We start from the raw sequence: 24683 nt of genomic DNA, 5'->3' as shown, positions 1-24683 counted from the left end.
TTCAAGGGGGAAATCGCAAATGAGCAAAATCATCGGTATCGATTTAGGTACAACAAACTCATGTGTAGCGGTTCTTGAAGGCGGGGAACCGAAAGTTATTCCAAATCCAGAAGGCAACCGTACAACGCCATCTGTTGTTGCGTTCAAAAATGATGAGCGCCAAGTAGGTGAAGTGGCTAAGCGCCAAGCCATTACAAATCCTAATACAATCATGTCTGTGAAGCGTCATATGGGAACGAATCATAAAGAAACAATTGATGGAAAAGAATATTCTCCTCAAGAGATTTCAGCAATGATTCTTCAATATTTAAAATCATATGCAGAAGAGTATCTTGGTGAAAAAGTAGACAAAGCGGTTATCACTGTTCCTGCCTACTTTAACGATGCAGAGCGCCAAGCGACAAAAGATGCTGGGAAGATTGCCGGTCTTGAAGTAGAGCGTATTATTAACGAACCGACAGCTGCTGCGCTTGCTTACGGGATGGATAAAATGGATGAAGACCAAACGATCCTCGTTTATGATTTAGGCGGCGGAACGTTCGACGTGTCGATCCTTGAGCTTGGAGATGGGGTATTTGAAGTTCGCTCTACAGCTGGTGATAACCGTTTAGGCGGAGATGATTTTGACCAAGTGATCATCGATTACTTAGTGCAAGAGTTCAAAAAAGACAACGGCATCGATTTATCAAAAGATAAAATGGCGATGCAGCGTTTAAAAGATGCGGCGGAAAAAGCGAAAAAAGACCTTTCAGGTGTGACATCTACGCAGATTTCTTTGCCGTTTATTACAGCGGGCGAAGCGGGACCGCTTCACTTAGAGCTGACGTTGACTCGTGCGAAATTTGATGAGCTGTCTTCTGATTTAGTTGAGCGGACGATGGGACCTGTGCGTCAGGCGCTATCTGATGCTGGTCTTTCTGCTTCTGAACTTGACAAGGTAATTTTAGTCGGCGGATCTACTCGTATTCCGGCTGTGCAGGAAGCAATTAAAAAAGCGACAGGCAAAGAGCCTCATAAAGGAGTTAATCCGGATGAAGTCGTTGCTATGGGGGCAGCTGTACAAGGCGGCGTGTTAACTGGTGATGTTAAAGACGTCGTTCTATTAGATGTCACTCCGCTTTCTTTAGGAATCGAAACGATGGGCGGTGTGTTTACGAAACTGATCGATCGTAACACAACGATCCCAACATCGAAATCACAAGTATTCTCTACAGCAGCCGATAATCAAACAGCGGTAGACATCCATGTTCTCCAAGGGGAACGTCCGATGGCATCTGCGAACAAAACACTAGGGCGCTTCCAGTTGTCAGATATCCCGCCGGCTCCACGCGGTATCCCGCAAATCGAAGTAACATTCGATATTGATAAAAATGGTATCGTGAATGTCAGTGCGAAAGATATGGGCACAGGAAAAGAACAAAATATTACAATTAAATCTTCTTCTGGCTTATCTGATGAAGAAATTGAACGCATGGTGAAAGAAGCCGAAGAAAATGCAGAAGCAGATAAAAAGCTTAAAGAAGAAGTGGAACTGAAAAATGAAGCAGACCAGCTCGTTTTCCAAACGGAAAAAACATTGAAAGAACTAGAAGGCAAAGTCGATGCGGATGAAGTGAAAAAAGCAGAGGATGCAAAAGAGGAACTGAAGGCGGCTCTTGAGAAAAATGAGCTTGAAGACATCCGTGTGAAAAAAGACGCTCTTTCAGAAATCGTCCAAAACTTATCTGTTAAATTATATGAAGAAGCAGCAAAACAAGCGCAACAAGCTCAAGGAGGACAAGAGCAAGCATCTGGCCAGAAAGGCGATGATGTGGTTGATGCTGAGTTTGAAGAAGTAGACGACAAGAAATAACTGCTTCATTTGTCTGCTTACAGACATTGGAAAGTCAAAGTCAGGGGTTCCTTGGCTTTGGCTTTTTTAAATGAACACGATCAACTATTCACTATTACTAAGTAATTATGTTAAAATAGCCTTTATGCGAAATGAATCGGGGAGTGGGCAATCATGGGTAAACGAGATTACTACGAAGTACTCGGCGTTGAAAAAAGCGCCTCAAAAGATGAAATAAAAAAAGCATACCGGAAGCTCTCAAAAAAATACCATCCAGACATTAATAAAGAAGCCGGTGCGGACGAAAAATTTAAAGAAATTACAGAAGCATATGAAAACTTAAGCGACGAGCAAAAGCGGGCACAATATGACCGATTTGGCCATGCAGGCCCTAACCAAGGCTTTGGCGGCGGCCAGGATTTTGGCGGTTTTGGCGGCTTTGAAGACATTTTCAGCACATTTTTCGGCGGCGGCCGCAGAAGAGATCCGAATGCACCGCGGCAAGGAGCGGATCTGCAATATTCGATGACCATTAGCTTCGATGAAGCGGTTTTCGGTAAAGAAACGGATATTCAAATTCCGAAAGAAGAAACGTGCGACACTTGTCACGGCACAGGTGCGAAGCCGGGCACGAATCCGGAAACATGCGGTCACTGCCACGGTACAGGTGAATTAAGCATCGAACAGAATACACCGTTTGGCCGCATTGTGAATCGCCAGGCATGTCCTTATTGTCATGGTACAGGCAAGTTGATTAAGGAAAAATGCTCCACTTGCAGCGGAGATGGCGTTGTTACAAAGAATAAAAAAATTCATATTAAAATACCTGCGGGAATCGATGACGGCCAACAACTGCGCGTATCAGGACAAGGAGAGCCAGGAGTAAACGGCGGACCTGCCGGCGATTTATTTATCGTTTTCCGCGTGCTTCCTCATGAGCTGTTTGAACGGGATGGCGATGATATTTATTGTGAAATTCCGATTACTTTCGTGCAATCAGCGCTTGGAGATGAAATTGAAGTGCCGACGATTCACGGAAAGGTAAAGCTGAAAGTGCCTGCTGGAACACAAACAGGGACGAAATTCCGCCTGCGCGGCAAAGGTGTGCCAAACGTGCGCGGATATGGAACAGGTGATCAGCATATTCGGGTGAAGATTGTTACTCCGACAAAATTAAATGAAAAACAAAAGCATTTGCTGCGTGAATTTGCTGAAGCAAGTGGTGAAATGCTGGATGAACAGGAAGAAGGCTTTTTTGATAAAGTGAAACGTGCTTTAAAGCGCGACTAAATGAGAATGGAGCTGGCAAGACATGAAGTGGTCTGAGATTAGTATTCAAACAACAAATGAAGCCGTGGAACCAATTTCGCATATTTTACATGAAGCAGGTGCAAGCGGAGTCGTGATTGAAGATCCATTTGAGCTGATCAGAGAAAGGGAAGACCGGTTCGGGGAAATTTATGCGCTCAACCCTCATGATTATCCGGAAGAAGGCGTTGTTATCATTAAAGCTTACTTGCCTGTGAACAGCTTCCTCGCTGAAACGGCAGAAGGCATCACAGAGTCTATCAAAAATCTAGCGAATTATAATATTGATGTGGGCCGTAATGAAATGAACATCACCGAAGTAAATGAAGAGGACTGGGCAACAGCTTGGAAGCAATATTACAATCCAGTTAAAATTTCTGAAAAATTTACGATCGTGCCGACATGGGAACAATATGAACGGGTTAGTACAGATGAACTGATTATTGAGCTGGACCCCGGAATGGCATTTGGAACAGGTACCCATCCGACGACTGTGATGTGTCTGCAGGCGCTGGAACGTTACGTACAGGCGGATGACTATGTCGTCGATGTCGGTACCGGATCAGGTGTGCTAAGCATTGGAGCTGCTTTGCTTGGAGCGAAAAGAGTAACAGCTCTTGACCTTGATGAAGTGGCTGTCGCAGCAGCGAAAGAAAACATTCAATTGAATAAAGTAGAGGATACGGTCACTGTACTGCAAAATAATCTGCTTGACGGCATTAATGAACAGGCAGATATTGTCGTGGCAAATATTCTGGCTGAAGTCATTCTTTCTTTTACGGATGACGTCGCAAAAAAAGTTAAGCCAGGTGGCTGCTTTATTTCGTCCGGTATCATTGGTCAAAAGAAAGAACAAGTAAAAGAAGCAGTGAAAGCAGCTGGATTTGAGATAGAAGAAACGATGTTAATGGAAGACTGGGTCGCGATTATTGCTAGGAAGCAATAATCGGAATTTGTAGAAAAAATGAAATTGTGGCAGACGGGGTGACAATCGTGCAGCGATATTTTTTAAAGGATCAGCCGAAAGAGGATGGGAAAGTAACGATTACAGGGGAAGATTTTCATCATTTAGCGCGGGTAATGCGCTTAAAGGAAGGAGACCGTGTATACGCCGTGTTCCCAGATGGACAATCAGCAGAAGTAGAGATTGAAGAAATTTCCGCTGATTGTGCCCTTGCTTTTATAGTGAAATGGATGCATGATGAGAAAGAGCTGCCGGTTGCTGTCACCATTGCGAGCGGCCTGCCGAAAGGGGATAAATTCGAACTCGTTATCCAAAAAGGGACGGAACTAGGGGCCAGCCGATTTATCCCTTTTCATGCGGATCGCTCCATCGTCAAATGGGATGAGAAAAAATCCTCTAAAAAGACGGAACGCTGGTCAAAGATTGCGAAAGAAGCAGCGGAACAATCCCATCGAAACTACATGCCGGATGTACGTGTCCCGGTGAGCTTTCAACAATTGATTCAAATCGGACAAGATTATCCGTTTAAACTATATGCATTTGAAGAAGCAAGCAAACAAGGAGAAAAAACGGCGCTTCATCACTTGTTGAATCAAATGAAACAGGGGGATGAACTCTTAATTGTTTTTGGACCGGAAGGCGGCATATCGGATAAAGAAGCAGAGCAGCTGCGCGAAAATGGATTTATCCCGTGCAGCTTAGGTCCAAGGATTTTACGGACAGAAACGGCCCCTCTTTATGCTTTAGCCGCGATCTCCTACCATTTTGAACTAATGAGGTGACGAATATGCCTACAGTGGCATTCCAAACACTTGGATGTAAAGTAAATCATTATGAAACAGAAGCAATCTGGCAGTTATTTAAAAGCCACGGCTATGAACGGACGGAATTTGAATCAACTGCAGATGTATATGTGATTAATACGTGTACAGTAACGAATACAGGCGACAAGAAAAGCCGTCAAGTGATCCGTCGAGCTGTCCGCAAAAATCCTGATGCTGTCATTTGTGTAACCGGCTGTTACGCACAAACTTCTCCTGCGGAAATTATGGCGATTCCAGGGGTCGATGTTGTTGTGGGTACACAAGATCGCGTCAAGATGCTTGAATACATTGAGCAGTATAAAAAAGAACGCCAGCCGATTAATGGGGTTGGCAACATTATGAAAAATCGAGTATATGAAGAACTGGACGTTCCTGCTTTCACAGACCGCACCCGGGCCTCGTTGAAAATTCAAGAAGGATGCAACAACTTTTGCACGTTTTGCATTATTCCTTGGGCACGCGGCTTAATGCGTTCCCGTGATCCACAGGAAGTGATCCATCAGGCACAGCAGCTTGTAGATGCTGGTTATAAAGAAATCGTGCTGACTGGTATTCATACAGGCGGGTACGGTTCGGATATGAAGGATTATAACTTAGCAATGCTGTTGACAGATTTAGAAGAAAAGGTAAAAGGCTTGAAGCGTATTCGGATTTCCTCTATTGAAGCGAGCCAGCTGACAGATGAAGTGATCGAAGTCATCGACCGCTCGAATATTGTCGTTAGACATTTACACATACCTCTTCAGTCAGGTTCGAATACAGTGTTGAAAAGAATGCGCCGTAAATATACGATGGAGTTTTTTGGAGATCGCTTAAACCGCTTGAAAAAAGCACTTCCAGGCCTTGCTGTTACGTCGGATGTGATCGTCGGCTTCCCGGGTGAAACGGAAGAAGAATTTATGGAAACCTATAACTTTATTAAAGAACATCAATTTTCTGAGCTTCATGTGTTCCCTTATTCCAAACGGACAGGTACACCAGCTGCCCGCATGGATGATCAAATTGATGAAGAAGTGAAAAATGAGCGGGTTCACCGTCTTATTGCACTATCTGATCAGTTAGCAAAAGAGTACGCCTCTCGTTTTGAAGGAGAAGTTCTGGAGGTTATCCCTGAAGAACCGTTTAAAGAAGGAAGGGAAGACGGTTTGTATGTAGGGTATACGGATAACTATTTGAAAGTCGTCTTTCCAGCAACAGAGGACATGGTCGGCGACATTGTCAAAGTGAAAATAATGAAAGCCGGTTACCCTTATAATGAAGGACAATTTGTACGTGTCGTTCAAGAGGCGCTTGAGTCAACAATATAATGAGAAAAAAGAAGGGCGGTCTCAGAATTGAGGCCGCTTCTTTTATTTTTGGCTATGTTAATGACTAGTGTTGATTGGAGTGGAAAACGAGCGCTTGCTCTCGCAATTTTACATGTTCGATGGTACGATAGGAAGATATGAATGACTTGTTAAAAAAGGGGTTGTGTATTGATGACAACAGAACCATTCAGAGATATGGCAAAGATCATTGACCATACACTGTTAAAGCCTGAAACAACGAAGGAAGAAGTGAAGAAACTTTGTGAAGAAGCAAAGATGTATGAGTTTGCTTCTGTATGTGTGAATCCGTTTTGGGTTGCTTATGCAGCCGATCAGCTCAAAGAAACGGAAGTAAAAGTATGTACAGTGATCGGATTTCCGCTAGGGGCGGTTACAACAGCGGTAAAAGCGTTTGAGACAGAGGATGCCATTCGAAACGGAGCGGCTGAAGTAGATATGGTCTTAAATATTGGGGCATTAAAAGACAAAGACGATGAAACAGTCTTAAAAGATATTAGGGCTGTTACAGCTTCTGCCCGCGGAAAAGCGCTGACGAAAGTGATTATTGAAGCAAGTCTTTTAACAGAGGAAGAAAAAGAAAGAGCCTGTCAGCTTGCTGTCCAAGCCGGGGCCGATTATGTGAAAACATCCACTGGTTTTTCTGCAGGGGGAGCGACAGTGAATGATATTGAGCTAATGAGAAAGACAGTCGGGCCTGCTATCGGCGTGAAAGCTTCTGGAGGCGTGCGCAGCCAAGAAGATGCTTTAGCGATGGTTGAAGCAGGCGCTACAAGAATCGGAGCCAGCTCCGGTGTGAAAATTGTTCAAGGTTTGAAGTCGGATTCGAACTATTAAGTTTTGAACATTCCGCAGAATGTTTGTAAAGGAAATTTCTTGACCGTTATAATAGCTTGTATTATAATTATTTAGTACATGGAATTTCCATTATGGAACATGTAATCGTAAGTGTTCGGAGGGAGGGAAAGAGAGATGTCAAAAACAGTTGTTCGTAAAAACGAATCGCTTGAAGACGCCCTACGTCGTTTCAAACGTACTGTTTCCAAAACGGGAACGTTGCAGGAATACAGAAAACGTGAATTTTATGAAAAGCCAAGCGTAAAGCGTAAAAAGAAATCAGAAGCGGCTAGAAAACGTAAGTTCTAATAGGAGAGAGGGTAATACTTTGAGTCTTCTCGAGCGTTTAAATGATGATCTGAAACAAGCGATGAAAAGCAAGGAAAAAGAAAAATTGACTGTGATCCGCATGTTGAAAGCTTCTCTGCAGAATGAAGCGATTAAATTAGGCAGCGAAGGGTTAACAGAAGATCAAGAGTTGGCGGTTCTTTCTCGTGAAGTGAAACAGCGCAAAGACTCCCTCCATGAATTTGAGAAGGCGGGGCGTGCTGACCTCGTTTCGAAAGTTCAAACTGAACTGACTTACGTGAACATATACATGCCCGAACAGCTTTCAGATGAAGAGCTAGAAACAATTGTTCAGGAAACAATTGTGGAGGTTAATGCTTCCTCTAAAGCAGATATAGGCAAAGTAATGAGCGCTCTAATGCCGAAAGTCAAAGGCCGGGCTGATGGCGGTCTCGTCAATAAGCTCGTTCAGCAAAAACTAGCATAAAGAAGACGGCAGGATATCCTGCCGTCTTTTTTATGCTTATTTTACGTAAAGCCTTCTATTCACTTATAAACCTGTGATAACTTTTTTTCAAAGAGTCCAATTCATTGGCGTTCACAGTGTGCCATTTTCATACTCATAATAACTACTATCTTCATCCCGCATACTGATTGATGTTATAATTCGAAATATCATTCTAGTACCTCAGTTCTGCCCTTTAGTTGAATAAAACACGGTTTAATTATTTTCTCTATTATAGATACTTATTCGAGAGATATCCCTAAAAACTTTTATATTAGGGTAATTTAAGTAATAAACTTGCGAATTCGCCCTTCGCTTTTCTGGTGGCCAGCTTCAGCGGCCAGACTCTTGGCTGTCAGCTGTCACGCCTGTGCAGCAAAGAGCGCTACTTCGACGGTCCATCTTATGTCTGCCAAGTCTCAACGGGAACTTCCGCTTTCCTTGTTATATTTTTGAAACTTTTTCTTTACAATGAACGTATAGGAGGTAAAGCGTTTTTGAGGGGTGGTGAGTTCGATTAGGAAGTGGTCCTTTTGGTTGTTTGGGTTTGTGGTGTTTTTAGCGGGGATGGGTGTTCCGTTTTTGTCGAAAGCAGAGGAGCGGCCTGTGTATATCGTGCCGGTGCATCATGAAGTGGAAAAAGGGTTATACGCCTTTATGAAACGTGCGTTTCAGGAGGCGGAAGAAAATGAAGCACAGTTAATTGTGCTGGATATTCATACGCCGGGCGGGGCCGTGGATGCGGCTGGTGAGATTGGCAAACTTTTAGATGAGACGGATACTCGGACAGTGGCCTTTATTAATGACCGGGCGCTGTCGGCAGGGGCATTCATTTCGCTTCATACAGATGCTATCTATATGGTGCCTAATGCACAAATAGGAGCCGCGGCTATCATTGATCAGCAAGGAAATATGGCGGATAAAAAAGCGCAAAGCTATTGGCGTTCGGCGATGAAAAGTGCCGCCGAAACGAGCGGTCTCGATCCGAAATATGCTATTGCTATGGCTGACCCGGACGTAGATCTGCCGGAATATAATGCGGGAAGAGGTGAATTGCTTACCTTTTCATCAAAAGAAGCACTTGAAACAGGCTATTCAAAAGCGACAGTCAACCGTTTGGAGGAAGTGCTTCAATATGAAAAGGCAAAAGGCGCACCTGTAGTGAAAGTGAAAGAAAGCTGGGCGGAAAAAGTAGCCCGCTTTGTCACACATCCGATTGTTGTTCCTATTTTATTGTCACTGGCAAGCCTTGGATTAATTCTAGAATTATATTCACCAGGGTTCGGATTGCCGGGGAGTGTCGGTCTTGCTTCGCTGTTGTTATTTTTCTATGGGCATCTAGTGGCTGGTCTTGCCGGTTATGAATCAGTGCTGCTGTTCATTGTGGGCGTGCTCCTTATTGCCGCTGAACTATTTCTGCCGGGCGGAATTGCCGGCATATTAGGTCTCTCTGCTGTTACAGGGAGTATTCTGCTTGCAGGCGATAATGTAAAATGGATGGGAATCTCTTTAATAATAGCTATGGCAGTCTCCATTGCTGCTATGATTATCATGGTAAAGGTGCTTGGTAAAAAGATGAAGTTTTTTAGAAAAATAATTTTAACGGATTCTACGAATACGGAAAGTGGTTATGTATCCAATGTGAGCCGTTCCGAACTTCTTGAAAAAATCGGCATAACAAAAACGCCTTTCCGGCCGGCTGGTACGGTGATCATTGATGGCGAGCGGGTTGATGCAGTCAGCGAAGGCGGTTTTATTGGGACAGGAAAAAAAGTCAAGGTAGTAAAAGTGGAAGGCGCACGAATCGTCGTCCGAGAACTTGAGGAATAGGGAGGAAAAGGAATGGATCTAAGTTTTATGTTTATGATCGCTGTTATTATTGTCGGTATTATTGTATTATCTGTATTCTTTACGTTTGTTCCTGTTATGCTGTGGATTTCTGCTTTAGCGGCAGGGGTAAAAGTCAGTATTTTCACATTAGTTGGAATGAGGCTCCGCCGGGTTATTCCGAGCCGCGTAGTCAATCCAATGATTAAAGCGTCGAAAGCGGGATTAAATGTTACGACGAATCAATTAGAAAGTCATTATTTAGCTGGAGGAAATGTCGATCGAGTCGTTAATGCGTTAATTGCGGCGCAGCGGGCGAATATCGAATTGTCTTTTGAACGGTGCGCGGCGATCGATCTGGCCGGCCGGGATGTGCTTGAAGCGGTACAAATGAGCGTGAATCCAAAAGTGATTGAAACCCCGTTTATTGCTGGGGTAGCGATGGATGGGATTGAAGTAAAGGCAAAAGCGCGTATAACGGTTCGTGCCAATATTGAACGATTAGTCGGAGGGGCTGGAGAGGAAACGGTCGTCGCCCGTGTTGGTGAAGGGATTGTTTCCACGATCGGTTCAAGCAATAATCATAAGAAAGTACTTGAAAATCCTGATATGATTTCACAAACAGTATTAAGTAAAGGGCTCGACGCAGGCACAGCCTTTGAAATATTATCTATTGATATTGCGGATGTAGACATCGGGAAAAACATCGGAGCGGAACTTCAAAGAGAGCAGGCAGAAGCCGATAAGAATATTGCACAGGCGAAAGCGGAAGAACGCCGGGCTATGGCTGTAGCGAACGAGCAGGAAATGAAGGCGCGCGTTCAAGAAATGCGCGCGAAAGTAGTAGAAGCGGAAGCAGATGTACCGCTTGCGATGGCAGAAGCACTGCGCACAGGCAATATCGGTGTGATGGATTATATGAACTATAAAAATATTGATGCAGATACGGGCATGCGCGGATCGATCGGTAAAATGGCTGGCGGCAGCAAAGATGGAAAAGAGAATGAAAAGTAAATGTAAGGCGTCCGTCCTTTTGAAAGGAGATCTCGGAAATGGAATCAATCATTATAGCGATTATTGTCGGGCTGATTTCATTGATGACCGGCCGGTTAAAAGGTGATAAAAAAGAAAAAAGGCAGCCGTCTGCCCAGCCGGGAAAGCCGTTCTCTTCTTCTGCTTCTGATGTTTACAAACAAGCAAAGAAGCAAAAGAACAGCCAGGTGAAAAAAAGCCGGACAGAAAATAAGGAGGAGTATGAAGCGAAAAAAACAGCCGCGGCCAAAAGTGAACAGTCAATGGGCCGGCTAAGCCGCTACCAAGTAGACAACGAAACGATACAGCGGGCTTCCTCTCCCGCTCCAAGGCTTGACATAGAGGCGGACGACTTAGCTAAGGCTGTTATTTTATCAGAAATCCTGGCTCCTCCAAAAGCGTTAAGAAGGAAATAAACTGACATGTTCCCCCCTCTCCTCTCATACATTTGAAAGGAGAGGGGGGTTCTTTTTTATGACGAAAAAGTGGGGGGAGCAAATGAAGGGCTGGCTGACAAAATCGCTGAATCTACCCGAAGATGTCATGATGGACCTTCCCCGGATCACGATGATTGGCCAGCTGCATATTTATATTGAAAATCATAGAGGATTGCTTGCTTTCTCAGATAAAGAAGTGAGATTGATGCTTACCAAAGGCCAACTCTTAATTAAAGGAAAATCGTTTACGATCAAAACCATTTTACCAGAGGAAATATTGATAGAAGGGAAAATTGAACAGCTCGTTTATTTGGAAGGGTAAGGGGGAAAAAGCTTGAACAATCAGTGGCTTGCTTTTTTTCAAGGGGTTATCTTTGTGAAATTGCAGGGAAAAGGAGCCGAGCGCTTCATTAATCGTTTGACCCGTTCACGCGTTCCGATTTGGCATGTCACTAGACAGGAGGAGCAGGTAATTACGTTCTCCTGTTCTTTAAGGCATATTCATAAGATACGAAAAGCAGCGCGTACATTTGATGGAGAGGTTTATTTTTATAGAGGGGAAGGCTTCCCTTTTTTAATGAAAAGATTATTGAAGAGCTCGGGATTTATCGTTGGTGTGTGCGCTTTTTTTATCATTATTTTGCTATTATCCAATGTTGTCTGGAGGATCGATATTGGCGGGGCAAGTCCGCAAATGGAACACGAAATCCGTAAAGAGCTGGCTAGTATGGGCATTAAAAAAGGAAAGTTTATTTTAGGTTTGGATGATCCTGAAACGGTTCAGCAAAAGCTGTTGGACCGCGTGGAAGGATTGACGTGGATCGGTGTAGAAGTAAAAGGGAGTACGTTTCATTTTCGTGTCGTAGAAAAAAATGAACCAAAGAAAAAAGAGCAGAAAGGACCCCGGCATCTAGTAGCATCCAAAGAAGCGGTCATTGTGAAATTGTTTGTTAAAAAAGGACAGGCTGCCGTCAAAAGGGATCAGTTTGTTCATAAAGGCCAGCTGCTCGTTTCTGGGTTAATTGGGACGGAAGAAAAGCAAAAAGAAGTGGCAGCCGACGGGGAAGTGCTTGGCGAAACATGGTATAAAACGACGGTGGAAATGCCGATTGCGACAGAGTTTCATGTTTTAACCGGCCGTCACGTGACGAAGCATATGTTGGAGGTTAAAACGTTTAGACTTCCTATATGGGGATTTAAAAATCATTCTTTTGCGAATCATAAGAAGGATGAGCAAATACATTCTGTGTCTTTCCTAGGAATGAAGCTGCCGATAAGCTATGTGGAAACAACGTACTATGAAAGTAAACAGACAAATCGTTCTTATACGGAAAAGGAAGCAGAATTACATGCATTAGAAGCAGCAAGAAAAGATTTGCGGGCAAAGCTGCCTGAAGAAGCAGAAATCCGCGGTGAAAAAGTTTTACAGAGACAGCTTACGAATGGTAAAGTAAAGTTGACCATACATTTCCAGGTGCTAGAAAATATAGCCATCGGGAAACCAATTACTCAAGGAGACAAAGAGGATGCCAGAAGAAAAAAACATAATGAATATTCAACTTGAAAACCCAAATGAGGCTGCAGCCTTATTGGGAGTATCAGATAAAAATTTAACTATTTTAGAAAAAGAGTTTGATGTTTCGATCGTGACGAGGGGAGAAACGATTCATATAGCCGGCATAGAAGAAAAAGTGGAGCTCGTCAAAGAAATTATTTACCGCCTGCTTCTTATTATTCGTAAAGGAATTAATATTGGTGAACGGGATATCGCTAATGCTGTGCAAATGGCGAAGAATGGAACCGTTGAATATTTAGATGAATTGTATAACCAGGAAATCACTAAAAATGCAAAAGGGAAATCCATTCGCATAAAAACGCTCGGCCAGCAAGAGTATGTGACGGCGATTCGCAAACATGATCTTGTCTTTGGTATTGGTCCTGCTGGTACGGGAAAGACGTATTTAGCGGTCGTTATGGCTGTTCATGCCTTAAAAACAGGACAAGTTAAACGCATTGTGTTAACAAGGCCGGCTGTGGAGGCGGGCGAGAGCCTTGGCTTTCTCCCGGGAGATTTAAAGGAAAAAGTGGATCCATATTTGCGTCCGCTTTACGATGCTTTGCATGATGTCCTAGGCATGGAACATACACAGCGGTTGATTGAACGAGGCACGATTGAAGTAGCTCCGCTTGCCTATATGCGAGGCCGGACACTTGACGATGCGTTCGTTATTCTAGATGAGGCGCAAAATACGACGAAAGCACAAATGAAAATGTTTTTAACAAGGCTCGGTTTTGGATCGAAAATGGTCATTACTGGTGACCGTACACAAATTGATTTGCCAAAAGGAGCACAATCAGGGCTCGTTTCAGCTGAGCAGATTTTAAATCGTGTATCTTCTATTTCCTTTATTTATTTAGAACAGAGTGATGTTGTCCGCCATCCTCTCGTTGCCCGAATTATTGCGGCTTATGAAAAAGCTGATAGCTGACAGACAGTCTACGGGCTGTCTGTTTTTCTTTTTTCTTTACTTAGGAGCTGCACATGATTTTTTAAAAGAAACCTGTTATGATTTTGTATGAAAGATGAGCGGCCGTTTACAGGAATAAAATATGCTCCGACCTGCTCATAATTGCCAGAGAAACGAAAGTGTAAGAACGGAGGAAAAAGATGAGCTTAGTAATAGATATGATCGATGAAACAGAAGAGCTGGAAGCGGAGGCTTTTCAACTTGTGGAGGTGCTGCTGAAGCTGACAGCCGAACGAGAGGATGCTGCAAGCGACAGTGAGGTGTCTGTGACGTTTACTGATAATGAAAGAATTCGCGAAATTAATCGTGAATACCGGGGGAAAGATAAGCCGACAGATGTGATTTCTTTTGCGCTGGAAGAAATGGATGAAGAAGAGGTTGAAATCAGTGGTGCGGAAGGCATGCCCCGCATACTAGGAGATATCATTATTTCTGTTACACGGGCTAAAGAGCAGGCGGAGGAATACGGTCACAGTTTTGAACGAGAGCTCGGTTTTCTTGCTGTTCATGGCCTGCTTCATCTGCTTGGATACGATCATATGACAGAGGAAGATGAAAAAGTTATGTTTCAAAAGCAAAAGGATATTCTCAATGAATATGGATTGGGACGATAAGAAAGCTTTTCGTTGGAAGCGGTTCAAGCATTCTTTTCGATTTGCGCTTAACGGCTTAAAGATTGCTGCCAAAGAACCGAACTTCCGCTTTCACATGGCCGCTGCCTCAGTGGTGACAGCAGCAGGTTTTATCCTGTCTTTATCACGTATAGAGTGGCTGTTTATTTTGATCATGATCTTTGGGGTTATGGTGTTTGAAGTGATTAATACGGCAGTTGAAAAAACGGTTGACCTCGTGACAAAGGAGTATCATCCGCTGGCAAAAGAGGCAAAAGATTTAGCGGCAGGTGCGGTTTTGCTGTTTTCTTTTCTGTCCATTCTAATAGGAGCAATCATTTTTCTGCCGAAGATATGGCGTTTATTTTAGATAATTTAGATTTTTCAGAAAAATATTCAGTAAATAGATTACAAATGAGGCGATTTGTATTAAAATAGAAAATAAAGGAGCATACATTTGAAACAAGAACAATTAATCGAGGAAGCAAAAGCAGCAAGAGAGCGCGCTTATGCCCCTTATTCAAACTTTAAAGTAGGAGCTGCGCTTCTGACGAAGGAAGGCAAAGTCTTTCACGGATGTAATATAGAGAATGCTGCCTACAGTATGTGTAATTGTGCAGAGAGAACGGCTTTATTTAAAGCGTGGTCTGAAGGAGAAAAAGAATTTGCGGCGCTGGCAGTGGCTGCGGATACGAAACGTCCTGTTCCTCCATGCGGTGCATGCCGGCAAGTCATCTCTGAACTGTGTACACCCGATATGAAAGTGATTTTAACGAACTTGCAAGGTGATATAGAAGAAACAACGGTTGAGCAACTGCTTCCAGGAGCATTTTCACAGGGGGATCTACATGAATAGACACGAAGGAAATAACACATACAAATCAGGCTTTATTGCAATCATTGGCCGCCCAAACGTTGGGAAATCCACCTTTTTAAACAGGGTAATTGGTCAAAAAATTGCGATCATGAGCGATAAGCCGCAAACAACAAGAAACAAAGTACAGGGCGTCTATTCGAAAGATAACGCACAAATGATCTTTATTGATACGCCGGGTATTCATAAGCCAAAGCATAAGCTCGGAGATTTTATGATGAAAGTGGCGGTCAACACGTTAAGGGAAGTGGATCTTGTACTCTTTATGGTGAACGCAGAGGAAGGCTATGGCCGCGGAGATGAGTTTATCATTGAAAAGTTAAAAGGCGTTCAGACACCTGTTTTTCTCGTTCTAAACAAAATTGATCGTGTGCACCCTGATCAATTGATGGATCTGATCAGCCAGTATAAGGATTTGTATCCGTTTACCGAGATTGTTCCCATTTCCGCCCTGGAAGGAAACAACGTGGAGCGTTTGCTCGATCAAATTGAAGAAAAGCTTCCCGAAGGCCCGCAGTATTATCCTGCTGACCAAGTGACTGATCATCCGGAGCGCTTCATTGTATCAGAGCTGATTCGGGAAAAAGTCCTCCATTTAACTCGGGAGGAAGTGCCGCATTCCATCGCGGTTGTCATCGATCAGATGAAGCGGCGCGGAGATAAGGATATTATTAATGTAATGGCTACGATCGTCGTGGAACGGGACTCGCAAAAAGGAATTGTCATTGGAAAGCGCGGGGCTTTGCTAAAAGAAATCGGCCAGCGGGCCCGGCACGATATTGAAAGCCTGCTCGGTTCCCAAGTATTTTTAGAACTGTGGGTGAAGGTTCAGAAGGATTGGCGAAATAAGGCATCCAACCTTCGAGATTTTGGATTCCGTGAAGACGAATATTAACCAGCAGATAAAATAATTAGAAATTTTTGCTCCTCATAATCAAAAGGTAATCGGTGAAGCTAATAAGGAAGCCATAGGTGAAAGTAAGTGTCAAACTAAGAAAGGTGGGAAAAATATGTTGGATTTTACCTGGAAGGTCTTTTCTGAGACGGGAAATGTAGAATTGTACCTTTTGTATAAGGAAATTGAAAAAGACAACGAGAAATCCCCATTTGAGCGTGAGTACCGGTTGGCTGACTTTGATTTCCCGGTTACTGAAATGACGAATTGAGGAGGATAGAAGGGCGGCCTTCTCATGCTTCAAAAGATTGAAGGAATCGTAATTCGGGCATCTAGTTATGGCGAAACAAATAAAATAGTGACGATATTTACACGGGAGAAAGGCAAGCTTGCATTTATGGCACGAGGAGCAAAGAAGCCAAACAGCCGCCTTTCTGCCGTTACTCAGCCATTTACACACGGGAGTTTTTTAGTCCGCTTTGGCAGTGGCCTCGGAACGATGCAGCAAGGTGAAATGTTAACCTCAATGAGGCATATTCGAGAAGACTTAATCATGTCTGCTTATGCCGCATATATGGCTGAACTGCTGGATAAAAGCGTGGAAGAAAAGCGAGCAAACCCTTATGTATATGAGCTGCTTGAGCAAACTTTTCATTATTTAAACGAAGGATATGACGCGGAAATTTTAACGCATATCTTTGAAATGAAGATGCTGCAAGTAATCGGCCTTCGTCCTGAGCTGTCCAGCTGTGTTAATTGCGGCAGCCAAGAAGGTCGATTTGCTTTCTCCATCCGAGAAAATGGCTTGCTGTGCCACCGTTGTTTTGGCATCGATCCTTATTTGCTTCAGTTGTCAACGGCTGCGCTTAAGCTGCTCAGGCTGTTTTACTTTTTCGATTTACATAGACTAGGCAAGATTAATGTAAAAGAAGAAACGAAAAAAGAAATTCGCATGGCTATCTCACTCTATTATGATGAATACTCTGGGATTTATTTGAAATCGCGTCGGTTTCTTGAGCAAATAGAAAAGATGCAGTTGATTTTTGACCAAAAAGAAGATGATGATTGACAAATTTCTTATTTTGGATTAAGTTTTTTATATTCAACTGAAATGAATAATGGCTGCAGTGAAGGAATGGAGTACGTGATTTCCTCTTTTAGAAGCGAACCTGGGATGGTGAAAGCCAGGGAAAGAGCATTACGGAAAGGCGGTCTGGAGCAGCGCTTTGTAAAAGAGGCCGTATATGACGGCAAATAGGGTGGAACCGCGGGTAACTCTCGTCCCTATGTACACGATGTACATAGGGACGAGAGTTTTTTTTATTGAAAAGGCTATGTTAATGACCATCGTTGATTTTGCTCCTTTGTTGAATGGAGCGGAAGGCGCTAGACTCCTGTGAGAAAAGAGTGTCCATGGGAGACCCCGCAGGCGCGATAGCGGCGAGGAGGCTCCCGGACGGTCCGTGGAAAGCGAGCGCCCCAGGGGAAATCAACAGGGAAGTTTAACAAAGCCCGTAAAAAAGATACCAGTCACTAATGACAGAAAGAAGGGATAGCTATGAATATTCAAGAAATGATTTTAACTTTGCAAAAACATTGGTCTGATCATGGCTGTATTTTGATGCAGGCATATGATGTTGAAAAAGGAGCAGGTACGATGAGCCCTTATACATTCTTACGGGCACTCGGTCCTGAACCGTGGAATGTAGCTTATGTAGAGCCGAGTAGACGGCCAGCAGACGGCCGCTACGGAGAAAATCCGAACCGTTTATATCAGCACCATCAGTTTCAAGTCATTATGAAGCCTTCACCTGATAATATTCAAGAAATGTACCTGGATTCTTTAAAAGCGCTCGGCATTGATCCCCTCGAGCACGATATCCGCTTTGTAGAAGATAACTGGGAAAATCCTTCTCTTGGCTGTGCAGGTTTAGGATGGGAAGTATGGCTTGACGGTATGGAAATTACGCAGTTTACGTACTTTCAGCAAGTCGGGGGTCTAGACTGTAAGCCGGTTTCAGTTGAGATTACATATGGAATTGAACGGCTTGCTTCCTACATCCAGGAAAAAGAGAATGTCTTTGATCTTGAATGGACAGAAGGCTTTACAGTGCGGGATATTTTCTATCAGCCTGAATTTGAACATTCTAAGTATACATTTGAAACATCAGATGCGGACATGCTGTTCAACTTATTTACGATTTACGAGAAAGAAGCAAAACGCCAAATGGATGAAGGATTGGTTCACCCAGCCTACGATTATGTGTTGAAATGTTCACATGTATTCAATGTCCTTGATGCTAAAGGAGCTATTTCTGTAACAGAACGAACAGCTTATCTTGGACGTATGCGCAGTATGGCAAGACAAATCGCAAAAACGTTTTACGAAGAACGTGAAAAATTAGGATTTCCAATGTTGAAAGGGAAAGGAGAGCTGGAACATGAATAAAAAAGATGTATTGTTAGAAGTTGGCTTGGAGGAAATGCCAGCCCGCTTTGTAACAGAGTCAATGAATCAGCTCGGCAGCAAAGTAGAAGCATTTTTACAGGAGCAAAAAGTGTCTTATGACGAACTGAAGCTTTATTCCACTCCGCGCCGTTTAGCGGTTCTCGTTCAAGGGGTAGCAGAAGCCCAAGAGGATATTGAAGAAGAAGCGAAAGGTCCGGCCAAAAAGATTGCTTTGCAGGAAGATGGTACATGGTCAAAAGCAGCTATTGGATTTACGCGCGGACAAGGAATGTCTGTTGAAGACATTTATTTTAAAGAAATCAATGGTGTTGAGTACGTTCATGTAAATAAATTTGTGAAAGGAAAGCCAACAATGGAGCTGCTGCCGCAGCTGCGGGAGATTATTATTAGTCTGCATTTCGGAAAAAATATGCGCTGGGCAGATAATGATCTTCGTTACATTCGGCCCATTAAATGGCTTGTTGCTTTGTTTGGATCAGAAGTCATTCCTTTTGAAATTACGAATGTATCTACAGGACAGACGACACAAGGTCATCGTTTCTTAGGCGAAACAGTCACAATTGCCTCCCCAGCAGCATACGAAGAGCAGCTAAAAGGACAATTCGTGATTGTGAATCCTGCTGACCGAAAAGAAATGATCCGCCAGCAGCTGTCTCAACTGGAAGAAGATCAGTCATGGATTATTCCAGTGGATGAAGAGCTGCTTGAAGAAGTAAATAATTTAGTCGAATATCCAACGGCTTTATACGGTGCCTTCAATCAAGACTTCCTTGAGTTGCCTGAAGAAGTCCTCATTACATCTATGAAAGAGCATCAGCGCTACTTTCCGGTGAAAGATGGAGAGGGTACACTGCTTCCTTACTTTGTCACGGTTAGAAATGGAGACAGCCGCTCACTCGACAAAGTCGCCCGCGGAAACGAAAAAGTGTTACGAGCACGATTGGCAGATGCTGACTTTTTCTATAAAGAAGATCAAAGCAGAGACATTCCTTTCTTTTTAAATAAACTACAGGCGATTGTGTATCATGAAAAGATCGGCACATTAGCTGAAAAAGTAAGCCGGATTCGCCGTCTGTCAGCCAAGCTGAGCGAAATGGCGGGAGCAGACAGAGAAAAACAGAAAAAGGCCGACCGTGCAGCCGAGATTTGTAAATTCGATCTTGTGACACAAATGGTGTATGAATTTCCTGAACTGCAGGGCATTATGGGTGAGAAGTATGCGCTGCAAAAGGGAGAGGATCAAGAAGTTGCGCGGGCAGTCAATGAACATTATGAGCCGCGTCATGCCGATGATGAAGCACCAGAAACGTTTACTGGAGCGGTTGTCAGCTTAGCCGATAAATTGGATACGATCGTATCTTGCTTTGCTGTTAACATTATTCCGACGGGCTCTCAAGACCCTTATGCCTTAAGAAGACAAGCAGCGGGAATTGTCCTCATCTTAGCTGAAAAGAAATGGGATCTTTCGCTTGAAATGATTTTACAGACAGCCATTGCTGTTGTGAAAGAGGATGGAATTGGTGAAAAAGAGGCAGAATTGCTTTTAGAAGAGCTCACAGCATTCTTTAAGCTTCGTATCAAACACAGCCTTCAAGAACAACAAATTCGCTATGATTTAATTGATGCTGTGCTTGCAGGGGCAGTAGGTTCTTTACCATCGCTGTTTGCTAAAGCGGCTGTGTTGATGGCACATAAGGAAGATGCCGGATTTAAAGAAACCGCAGAGGCACTTAGCCGTGTCGCTAACATCGCTAAAAAAGCAGAAACAAGAGCAGCGATTAAGGAAGAGTGTTTTATGAATGAAGAGGAGAAAGTTCTGTATAAGGAATTCCTTCGCGTACAAGAAGGGCTGCAAGAGACGAGGGAAGCTGAGGGACAATTTGCTCTTCTAGAAAGCTTAAAGAGACCAATTGAGCAATATTTCGAACACACAATGGTGATGGCAGAAGATGCAGCTGTAAAAGAAAATCGCTTAAATCAGATGAGAGAACTAGCAGAAATTATTTTAGAGTTTGCAGATTTTAATAAAATATTAGTGAAGTAAAGCGGTGTAGAAATCTCTTTATTTAAACAGATGATGGATCTATGCCAGCGCAAAATGCAGCAGCTTTATGGAAACTGTTCTTTCCATTCCAGTTAAATAGTATATAATATTTATTATATGGTATAACACTTTTAAATGGTTGAGGTATAGGCGCCTGCAGATGATTAGTTATGAAGTATTTGGAAATCTTATTTCTTATTGCTTTATCATGACAATGCAGGCGTTTGTGCTGCTATTGCGCATTAGGTGGTGAGGGAGATCGAACTGAATAATCGTCAGGAAAAAATCTTGCAAATTGTTAAAGAAAATGGTCCGATTACAGGTGAGAGTATTGCTGAACGATTGAATTTGACGAGAGCGACATTACGCCCAGATTTGGCCATTTTAACGATGGCCGGTTTTTTAGATGCACGGCCTCGCGTAGGCTACTTTTATACAGGTAAGTCAGGCACTCAGCTACTCACGGAAAACTTAATGAAAATATACGTGAAAGACTATCAGGCAGTTCCGGTTGTCATAAGGGAAAACGTATCTGTCTACGATGCCGTTGTCACCATGTTTTTAGAGGATGTCGGCACACTATTCGTCGTAGATGAAAACGGCCATTTAGCTGGTGTGCTTTCACGTAAAGATTTACTTAGAGCAAGCATTGGAAAACAGGAACTAAGTGCTATTCCAGTCAATATTATTATGACAAGAATGCCGAATATCACTGTTTGTGAAAGAGATGACTTGCTGATCGATGTGGCTAATAACTTAATTGAAAAGCAAATAGATGCAGTTCCAGTTGTCAAGAAAACGGAAGCAGGCTGCGAAGTAATCGGCCGTATTACAAAAACCAATATTGCTAAAGCGTTTGTCTCGCTGGCAGATGATGACTGATACGGTTTTGAAAGGAGGTTCTATTTTTTGCTGAATGATCCAATCATATACATTGTTTCTGATTCAGTAGGTGAAACAGCTGAGCTTGTAACGAAAGCAGCTGTCAGTCAGTTTAATGGATCACATGCTGTGATTAAACGGTTTCCATATGTTGAAGACATATCCAACATTGACGAAGTGATCGACTTAGCAAAAATTGAGCAGGGAATTATCGTCTATACACTCGTTAAGCCGGAAATTAGAAATTATATGAAGCAGCAAGCGCAAAAGGAAAATATTATCATTTTTGATTTGATTGGTCCGTTGATGGAGGAACTTGAGTCATTATACAAACGTCCGCCTTTAATGGAACCAGGACTTGTGAGAAAGCTGGATGATGATTATTTCAAGAAAGTGGAGGCTATTGAATTTGCTGTAAAATATGATGATGGCCGGGATCCACGCGGGTTATTAAAAGCGGATGTCGTTTTAATTGGTGTTTCAAGGACGTCAAAGACGCCGCTTTCTCAATATCTTGCTCATAAGCGATTGAAGGTGGCTAACGTCCCGCTCGTACCAGAAGTAGATCCTCCTGAAGAATTGTTTGCCCTATCTCCGGAAAAGTGTTTCGGCTTAAAGATTAGCCCTGAAAAATTAAATCAAATTCGCAAGGAACGCTTAATTTCGCTCGGTTTGAATGATAGTGCAAGCTATGCCGACCTTGGACGGATTAAGATGGAAATTTCTTATTCTGAAGAAATGATGAAACGTATCGGCTGTGAAGTGATTGATGTAACAAATAAGGCCGTAGAAGAAACAGCCAATATCATTTTAAATAGGCTTCGTAAGAGAAAATAGAGGCTTCCCATAAGTGATTGAGCTCCCCTTCATCAGTTAGAAATTCGAAGCATACGTATCTATGCGCATCCCGTTGGGTATAGATATGGCTGAGAAGAACGGAGCTTTTCACTTGTTGGGCAGCTTTTTTCTGCGTTATTAGAAAATATTAATGGTTTTTTCTAATAAAGTATACTATAATAAAAAATTGTGATAAAAATGTATCTAAAATAGGTTTAACGCCTTGGATAAAGGAATAAACTAATTGTATGCTGCCTTGACACGTACTGTTCCGACAGCACACATTGTTCGATTTTTTTTTAGGATATTTTGTATTAAAGAAGGATTCTAATCAAGATTGTAGAATTATAATGCATAGAGAAAGAAAAACATGGCAGTATTTGTCGACTTCCTTCGATTGTAGGCTTGGGTGCAAATAGAACAAGAATAATCTTACAGAGAAGAAGTGGATGGGTCCGTGTAGAAAAAACAGATGTAAGAAAGACAAATGATAGAAAAACTGAAGGAGATTCAGCTTTTGTATCGAACAATAGTATAGCTGGTGATGTACACGTGGCAGGAAAGATTCCTGAAGAAACGATTCAACAGATTAAACAGTCGCTAGACATTACCGAAGTAATTAGTGACTACGTGCAATTGAAAAAGCAAGGACGCAACTTTTTCGGTTTGTGTCCATTTCATGGAGAGAATTCTCCATCTTTCTCTGTGGCACCCGACAAGCAAATTTATCATTGTTTCGGCTGTGGAGCCGGGGGAAACGTGTTTTCTTTTTTAATGGAAATTGAAAATATCTCTTTCCAGGAAGCAGTCGGAAAGCTTGCTGAACGTACAGGAATTGCCGTCAGCATCCCGAATGCCGGCGATCAGCGCAGTGATCCCCTTCTAAAGGAGCATAGTCAGCTACTAGAAGCCCATGAGCTGCTGGCAAAATTTTATCATCATTTGCTTATGAATACGACTGAAGGGCAAGAAGCGCTTGACTATCTAGAAAAACGGGGGTTTTCCAAAGAGAGCCTAGAATCATTCCAAATTGGCTGGGCGCTTCCTAATTGGGATTTTACGGCTAAATTCCTTCAAAAGCGGGGATTTACTGCTGAGCAGATGGAACAAGCAGGTTTAATTATTCGGAAAGAAGAGGATGGAAGCTATTTTGATCGTTTTCGTGGACGAATTATGTTTCCTCTGCATGATGATAAAGGAAAAGTAGTTGCTTTTTCTGGGCGCTCACTTCATGAGGAAAAGCCTAAATATTTAAATAGTCCAGAGACGCCTATTTTTAATAAAAGCCGTCTCTTGTATAATCTCCACCGGGCAAGAGCGGATATTCGCAAACAGCATAGTGCGATTCTCTTTGAGGGATTTGCAGATGTGATTGCAGCAGCAGGGGCCGGTGTAGAAAATGGAATTGCTACGATGGGCACTTCTTTAACGGATGCTCATATTCAGCAGATCCGGCGAATGACTGATCAGGTGATTATTTGTTTTGATGGTGACTCAGCGGGTATACAGGCTGCCTTCCGCGCAGCGGGCTTGTTACACGACAGCGGCTGTGACATTAAAGTTGCTCTTATTCCAGACAAAATGGATCCGGATGATTATATTAAACAATATGGCGCCGATAAGTTTCGCAATAATGTCATTAGTACCGCCATGACGCTGATTGCTTTTAAAATGGAATATTACAAGCTAGGAAAGAACCTCCAAGATGAAGGACAAAAGCTGCAGTACATTGAGGAAGTAGTAACGGAAATTTCTAAGTTGAAAAAAGCCGTCGAGCGTGATTATTACTTGCGGCAGCTGGCCGAACGCTTTTCACTTTCTCTTGACGCACTTAAGCAGCAAGAAAAACAGCTATTTTTCGAAGCGAGAAAAAAACAAACTCCAAATGAGCGTACGTTTCAGCCTGTGACAGTGCTGCAAACGCCTAAAAAGCTCTATCCTGCCTTTCAAACAGCGGAGCGAAGATTAATTGCCCACATGTTGAAAGATGTGGATATTGTTTATAAGGTAAGGGAATTACTTAATGGAGAAGTGTTTAATCTTGACGAGCACCAAGCTATTTTTACGTATTTACTTGGCTTTTATGAAGGAGGCAATGTACCAGATTCGAGTACATTTATTAGTTTTCTCCCGAATGCCAACCTGCGCCGCCTCGTTTCAGATATAGAAATGATGATGGTAAGTGAAGTTATAAATGATGAAGAAGTGAACGATTATATAAAAGAAATATTTAATTACAGAAAAGTGCTGGAAATAAAAGAAAAAAAACAAAGGCAGATGATAGCGGAAAAGGAAAAGAATTACGAAGCTGCCGCTCAGCTTGCCATGGAAATTGTAAGGTTGAAAAAAGAGTTGAAAAAATAA

Annotated in this window: 26 protein-coding genes; all 26 read left to right on the top strand. The window is 42.8% G+C overall.

Features of this window, described 5'->3' with window-relative positions; all coding sequences use genetic code 11:
- Nucleotides 1–19 precede the first annotated feature (19 nt).
- Nucleotides 20–1852, top strand: a complete 1833-nt coding sequence (gene dnaK, locus QYG89_RS01750; RefSeq protein WP_404313932.1) for a molecular chaperone DnaK — start codon at nucleotides 20–22, stop codon at nucleotides 1850–1852.
- A gap of 153 nt (nucleotides 1853–2005) precedes the next feature.
- Nucleotides 2006–3121: a molecular chaperone DnaJ gene (dnaJ, locus tag QYG89_RS01745; protein WP_404313930.1), complete on the top strand. Its 1116-nt coding sequence runs from the start codon at nucleotides 2006–2008 to the stop codon at nucleotides 3119–3121.
- A 22-nt stretch (nucleotides 3122–3143) separates the two neighbouring features.
- Nucleotides 3144–4085 carry a 50S ribosomal protein L11 methyltransferase gene (gene prmA / locus QYG89_RS01740; protein ID WP_404313928.1) on the top strand — a complete coding sequence of 314 codons (942 nt, stop codon included), beginning with the start codon at nucleotides 3144–3146 and terminating at the stop codon, nucleotides 4083–4085.
- Nucleotides 4086–4132: 47 nt separating this feature from the next.
- Nucleotides 4133–4885: a 16S rRNA (uracil(1498)-N(3))-methyltransferase gene (locus QYG89_RS01735; protein WP_404313926.1), complete on the top strand. Its 753-nt coding sequence runs from the start codon at nucleotides 4133–4135 to the stop codon at nucleotides 4883–4885.
- 5 nt (nucleotides 4886–4890) lie between these two features.
- Nucleotides 4891–6234, top strand: a complete 1344-nt coding sequence (gene mtaB, locus QYG89_RS01730) for a tRNA (N(6)-L-threonylcarbamoyladenosine(37)-C(2))-methylthiotransferase MtaB (protein WP_404313924.1) — start codon at nucleotides 4891–4893, stop codon at nucleotides 6232–6234.
- Nucleotides 6235–6405: 171 nt separating this feature from the next.
- Complete coding sequence (gene deoC, locus QYG89_RS01725; RefSeq protein WP_404313922.1) at nucleotides 6406–7089, top strand: deoxyribose-phosphate aldolase; 684 nt, start codon at nucleotides 6406–6408, stop codon at nucleotides 7087–7089.
- A 135-nt stretch (nucleotides 7090–7224) separates the two neighbouring features.
- Complete coding sequence (gene rpsU, locus QYG89_RS01720; protein ID WP_039238310.1) at nucleotides 7225–7398, top strand: 30S ribosomal protein S21; 174 nt, start codon at nucleotides 7225–7227, stop codon at nucleotides 7396–7398.
- A gap of 19 nt (nucleotides 7399–7417) precedes the next feature.
- Complete coding sequence (locus tag QYG89_RS01715) at nucleotides 7418–7864, top strand: GatB/YqeY domain-containing protein (protein ID WP_404313919.1); 447 nt, start codon at nucleotides 7418–7420, stop codon at nucleotides 7862–7864.
- A 585-nt stretch (nucleotides 7865–8449) separates the two neighbouring features.
- Nucleotides 8450–9712 (top strand): NfeD family protein, encoded by a 1263-nt coding sequence (locus QYG89_RS01710; RefSeq protein WP_404314589.1) that lies wholly within the window; start codon nucleotides 8450–8452, stop codon nucleotides 9710–9712.
- A gap of 12 nt (nucleotides 9713–9724) precedes the next feature.
- Nucleotides 9725–10723 (top strand): flotillin-like protein FloA, encoded by a 999-nt coding sequence (floA, locus tag QYG89_RS01705; protein ID WP_404313917.1) that lies wholly within the window; start codon nucleotides 9725–9727, stop codon nucleotides 10721–10723.
- A gap of 38 nt (nucleotides 10724–10761) precedes the next feature.
- Nucleotides 10762–11157, top strand: a complete 396-nt coding sequence (locus tag QYG89_RS01700; RefSeq protein ID WP_404313915.1) for a hypothetical protein — start codon at nucleotides 10762–10764, stop codon at nucleotides 11155–11157.
- Between the two features lie 58 nt (nucleotides 11158–11215).
- Nucleotides 11216–11500: a sporulation protein YqfC gene (yqfC, locus tag QYG89_RS01695; protein WP_404313913.1), complete on the top strand. Its 285-nt coding sequence runs from the start codon at nucleotides 11216–11218 to the stop codon at nucleotides 11498–11500.
- A gap of 12 nt (nucleotides 11501–11512) precedes the next feature.
- Nucleotides 11513–12742: a sporulation protein YqfD gene (gene yqfD / locus QYG89_RS01690; protein WP_404313911.1), complete on the top strand. Its 1230-nt coding sequence runs from the start codon at nucleotides 11513–11515 to the stop codon at nucleotides 12740–12742.
- Nucleotides 12705–13667, top strand: a complete 963-nt coding sequence (locus QYG89_RS01685) for a PhoH family protein (protein WP_404313910.1) — start codon at nucleotides 12705–12707, stop codon at nucleotides 13665–13667. Before yqfD ends, QYG89_RS01685 begins: the two co-directional genes overlap by 38 nt.
- A gap of 179 nt (nucleotides 13668–13846) precedes the next feature.
- Nucleotides 13847–14320, top strand: coding sequence for an rRNA maturation RNase YbeY (ybeY, locus tag QYG89_RS01680; RefSeq protein ID WP_404313909.1), 474 nt, complete (start codon nucleotides 13847–13849; stop codon nucleotides 14318–14320).
- Nucleotides 14298–14687 (top strand): diacylglycerol kinase family protein, encoded by a 390-nt coding sequence (locus tag QYG89_RS01675; RefSeq protein WP_404313907.1) that lies wholly within the window; start codon nucleotides 14298–14300, stop codon nucleotides 14685–14687. Before ybeY ends, QYG89_RS01675 begins: the two co-directional genes overlap by 23 nt.
- A gap of 87 nt (nucleotides 14688–14774) precedes the next feature.
- Entirely contained in the window at nucleotides 14775–15173 is a 399-nt protein-coding gene (locus tag QYG89_RS01670) for a cytidine deaminase (RefSeq protein ID WP_404313905.1), read from the top strand.
- Complete coding sequence (gene era, locus QYG89_RS01665) at nucleotides 15166–16086, top strand: GTPase Era (protein ID WP_404313903.1); 921 nt, start codon at nucleotides 15166–15168, stop codon at nucleotides 16084–16086. The genes QYG89_RS01670 and era overlap by 8 nt, the downstream gene beginning before the upstream one ends.
- Before the next feature lie 115 nt (nucleotides 16087–16201).
- Nucleotides 16202–16357, top strand: coding sequence for a YqzL family protein (locus QYG89_RS01660; RefSeq protein WP_404313901.1), 156 nt, complete (start codon nucleotides 16202–16204; stop codon nucleotides 16355–16357).
- A 24-nt stretch (nucleotides 16358–16381) separates the two neighbouring features.
- Complete coding sequence (gene recO, locus QYG89_RS01655; protein ID WP_404313899.1) at nucleotides 16382–17155, top strand: DNA repair protein RecO; 774 nt, start codon at nucleotides 16382–16384, stop codon at nucleotides 17153–17155.
- Between the two features lie 175 nt (nucleotides 17156–17330).
- Entirely contained in the window at nucleotides 17331–17486 is a 156-nt protein-coding gene (locus QYG89_RS01650) for a hypothetical protein (protein WP_404313897.1), read from the top strand.
- 158 nt (nucleotides 17487–17644) lie between these two features.
- Complete coding sequence (gene glyQ, locus QYG89_RS01645) at nucleotides 17645–18535, top strand: glycine--tRNA ligase subunit alpha (RefSeq protein ID WP_404313895.1); 891 nt, start codon at nucleotides 17645–17647, stop codon at nucleotides 18533–18535.
- A complete protein-coding gene (gene glyS, locus QYG89_RS01640) occupies nucleotides 18528–20600 on the top strand; it encodes a glycine--tRNA ligase subunit beta (protein WP_404313893.1) in 2073 nt (690 codons plus the stop codon). Before glyQ ends, glyS begins: the two co-directional genes overlap by 8 nt.
- 246 nt (nucleotides 20601–20846) lie before the next feature.
- Nucleotides 20847–21482, top strand: a complete 636-nt coding sequence (locus QYG89_RS01635; RefSeq protein WP_404313891.1) for a helix-turn-helix transcriptional regulator — start codon at nucleotides 20847–20849, stop codon at nucleotides 21480–21482.
- A 30-nt stretch (nucleotides 21483–21512) separates the two neighbouring features.
- Entirely contained in the window at nucleotides 21513–22319 is an 807-nt protein-coding gene (locus QYG89_RS01630; RefSeq protein ID WP_404314587.1) for a pyruvate, water dikinase regulatory protein, read from the top strand.
- A 552-nt stretch (nucleotides 22320–22871) separates the two neighbouring features.
- On the top strand, nucleotides 22872–24683 hold the full coding sequence (gene dnaG, locus QYG89_RS01625; protein WP_404313889.1) for a DNA primase: 1812 nt from the start codon (nucleotides 22872–22874) through the stop codon (nucleotides 24681–24683).

This window comes from Bacillus lumedeiriae, from assembly GCF_044891285.1.
GTDB classification, from domain to species: Bacteria; Bacillota; Bacilli; order Bacillales; family Domibacillaceae; genus Pseudobacillus; species Pseudobacillus lumedeiriae.
This window is presented reverse-complemented; position numbering and strand designations above follow the sequence as displayed.

Excerpts from the sequence above, each read along its gene's own strand:
- dnaK (WP_404313932.1), top strand. The coding sequence starts at position 20 with ATGAGCAAAATCATCGGTATCGATTTAGGTACAACAAACTCATGTGTA.
- dnaJ (WP_404313930.1), top strand. The coding sequence starts at position 2,006 with ATGGGTAAACGAGATTACTACGAAGTACTCGGCGTTGAAAAAAGCGCC.
- prmA (WP_404313928.1), top strand. The coding sequence starts at position 3,144 with ATGAAGTGGTCTGAGATTAGTATTCAAACAACAAATGAAGCCGTGGAA.
- mtaB (WP_404313924.1), top strand. The coding sequence starts at position 4,891 with ATGCCTACAGTGGCATTCCAAACACTTGGATGTAAAGTAAATCATTAT.
- deoC (WP_404313922.1), top strand. The coding sequence starts at position 6,406 with ATGACAACAGAACCATTCAGAGATATGGCAAAGATCATTGACCATACA.
- rpsU (WP_039238310.1), top strand. The coding sequence starts at position 7,225 with ATGTCAAAAACAGTTGTTCGTAAAAACGAATCGCTTGAAGACGCCCTA.
- QYG89_RS01710 (WP_404314589.1), top strand. The coding sequence starts at position 8,450 with ATGGGTGTTCCGTTTTTGTCGAAAGCAGAGGAGCGGCCTGTGTATATC.
- floA (WP_404313917.1), top strand. The coding sequence starts at position 9,725 with ATGGATCTAAGTTTTATGTTTATGATCGCTGTTATTATTGTCGGTATT.
- QYG89_RS01700 (WP_404313915.1), top strand. The coding sequence starts at position 10,762 with ATGGAATCAATCATTATAGCGATTATTGTCGGGCTGATTTCATTGATG.
- yqfC (WP_404313913.1), top strand. The coding sequence starts at position 11,216 with ATGACGAAAAAGTGGGGGGAGCAAATGAAGGGCTGGCTGACAAAATCG.
- QYG89_RS01685 (WP_404313910.1), top strand. The coding sequence starts at position 12,705 with ATGCCAGAAGAAAAAAACATAATGAATATTCAACTTGAAAACCCAAAT.
- ybeY (WP_404313909.1), top strand. The coding sequence starts at position 13,847 with ATGAGCTTAGTAATAGATATGATCGATGAAACAGAAGAGCTGGAAGCG.
- QYG89_RS01675 (WP_404313907.1), top strand. The coding sequence starts at position 14,298 with ATGAATATGGATTGGGACGATAAGAAAGCTTTTCGTTGGAAGCGGTTC.
- era (WP_404313903.1), top strand. The coding sequence starts at position 15,166 with ATGAATAGACACGAAGGAAATAACACATACAAATCAGGCTTTATTGCA.
- QYG89_RS01660 (WP_404313901.1), top strand. The coding sequence starts at position 16,202 with ATGTTGGATTTTACCTGGAAGGTCTTTTCTGAGACGGGAAATGTAGAA.
- recO (WP_404313899.1), top strand. The coding sequence starts at position 16,382 with ATGCTTCAAAAGATTGAAGGAATCGTAATTCGGGCATCTAGTTATGGC.
- QYG89_RS01650 (WP_404313897.1), top strand. The coding sequence starts at position 17,331 with ATGACGGCAAATAGGGTGGAACCGCGGGTAACTCTCGTCCCTATGTAC.
- glyQ (WP_404313895.1), top strand. The coding sequence starts at position 17,645 with ATGAATATTCAAGAAATGATTTTAACTTTGCAAAAACATTGGTCTGAT.
- glyS (WP_404313893.1), top strand. The coding sequence starts at position 18,528 with ATGAATAAAAAAGATGTATTGTTAGAAGTTGGCTTGGAGGAAATGCCA.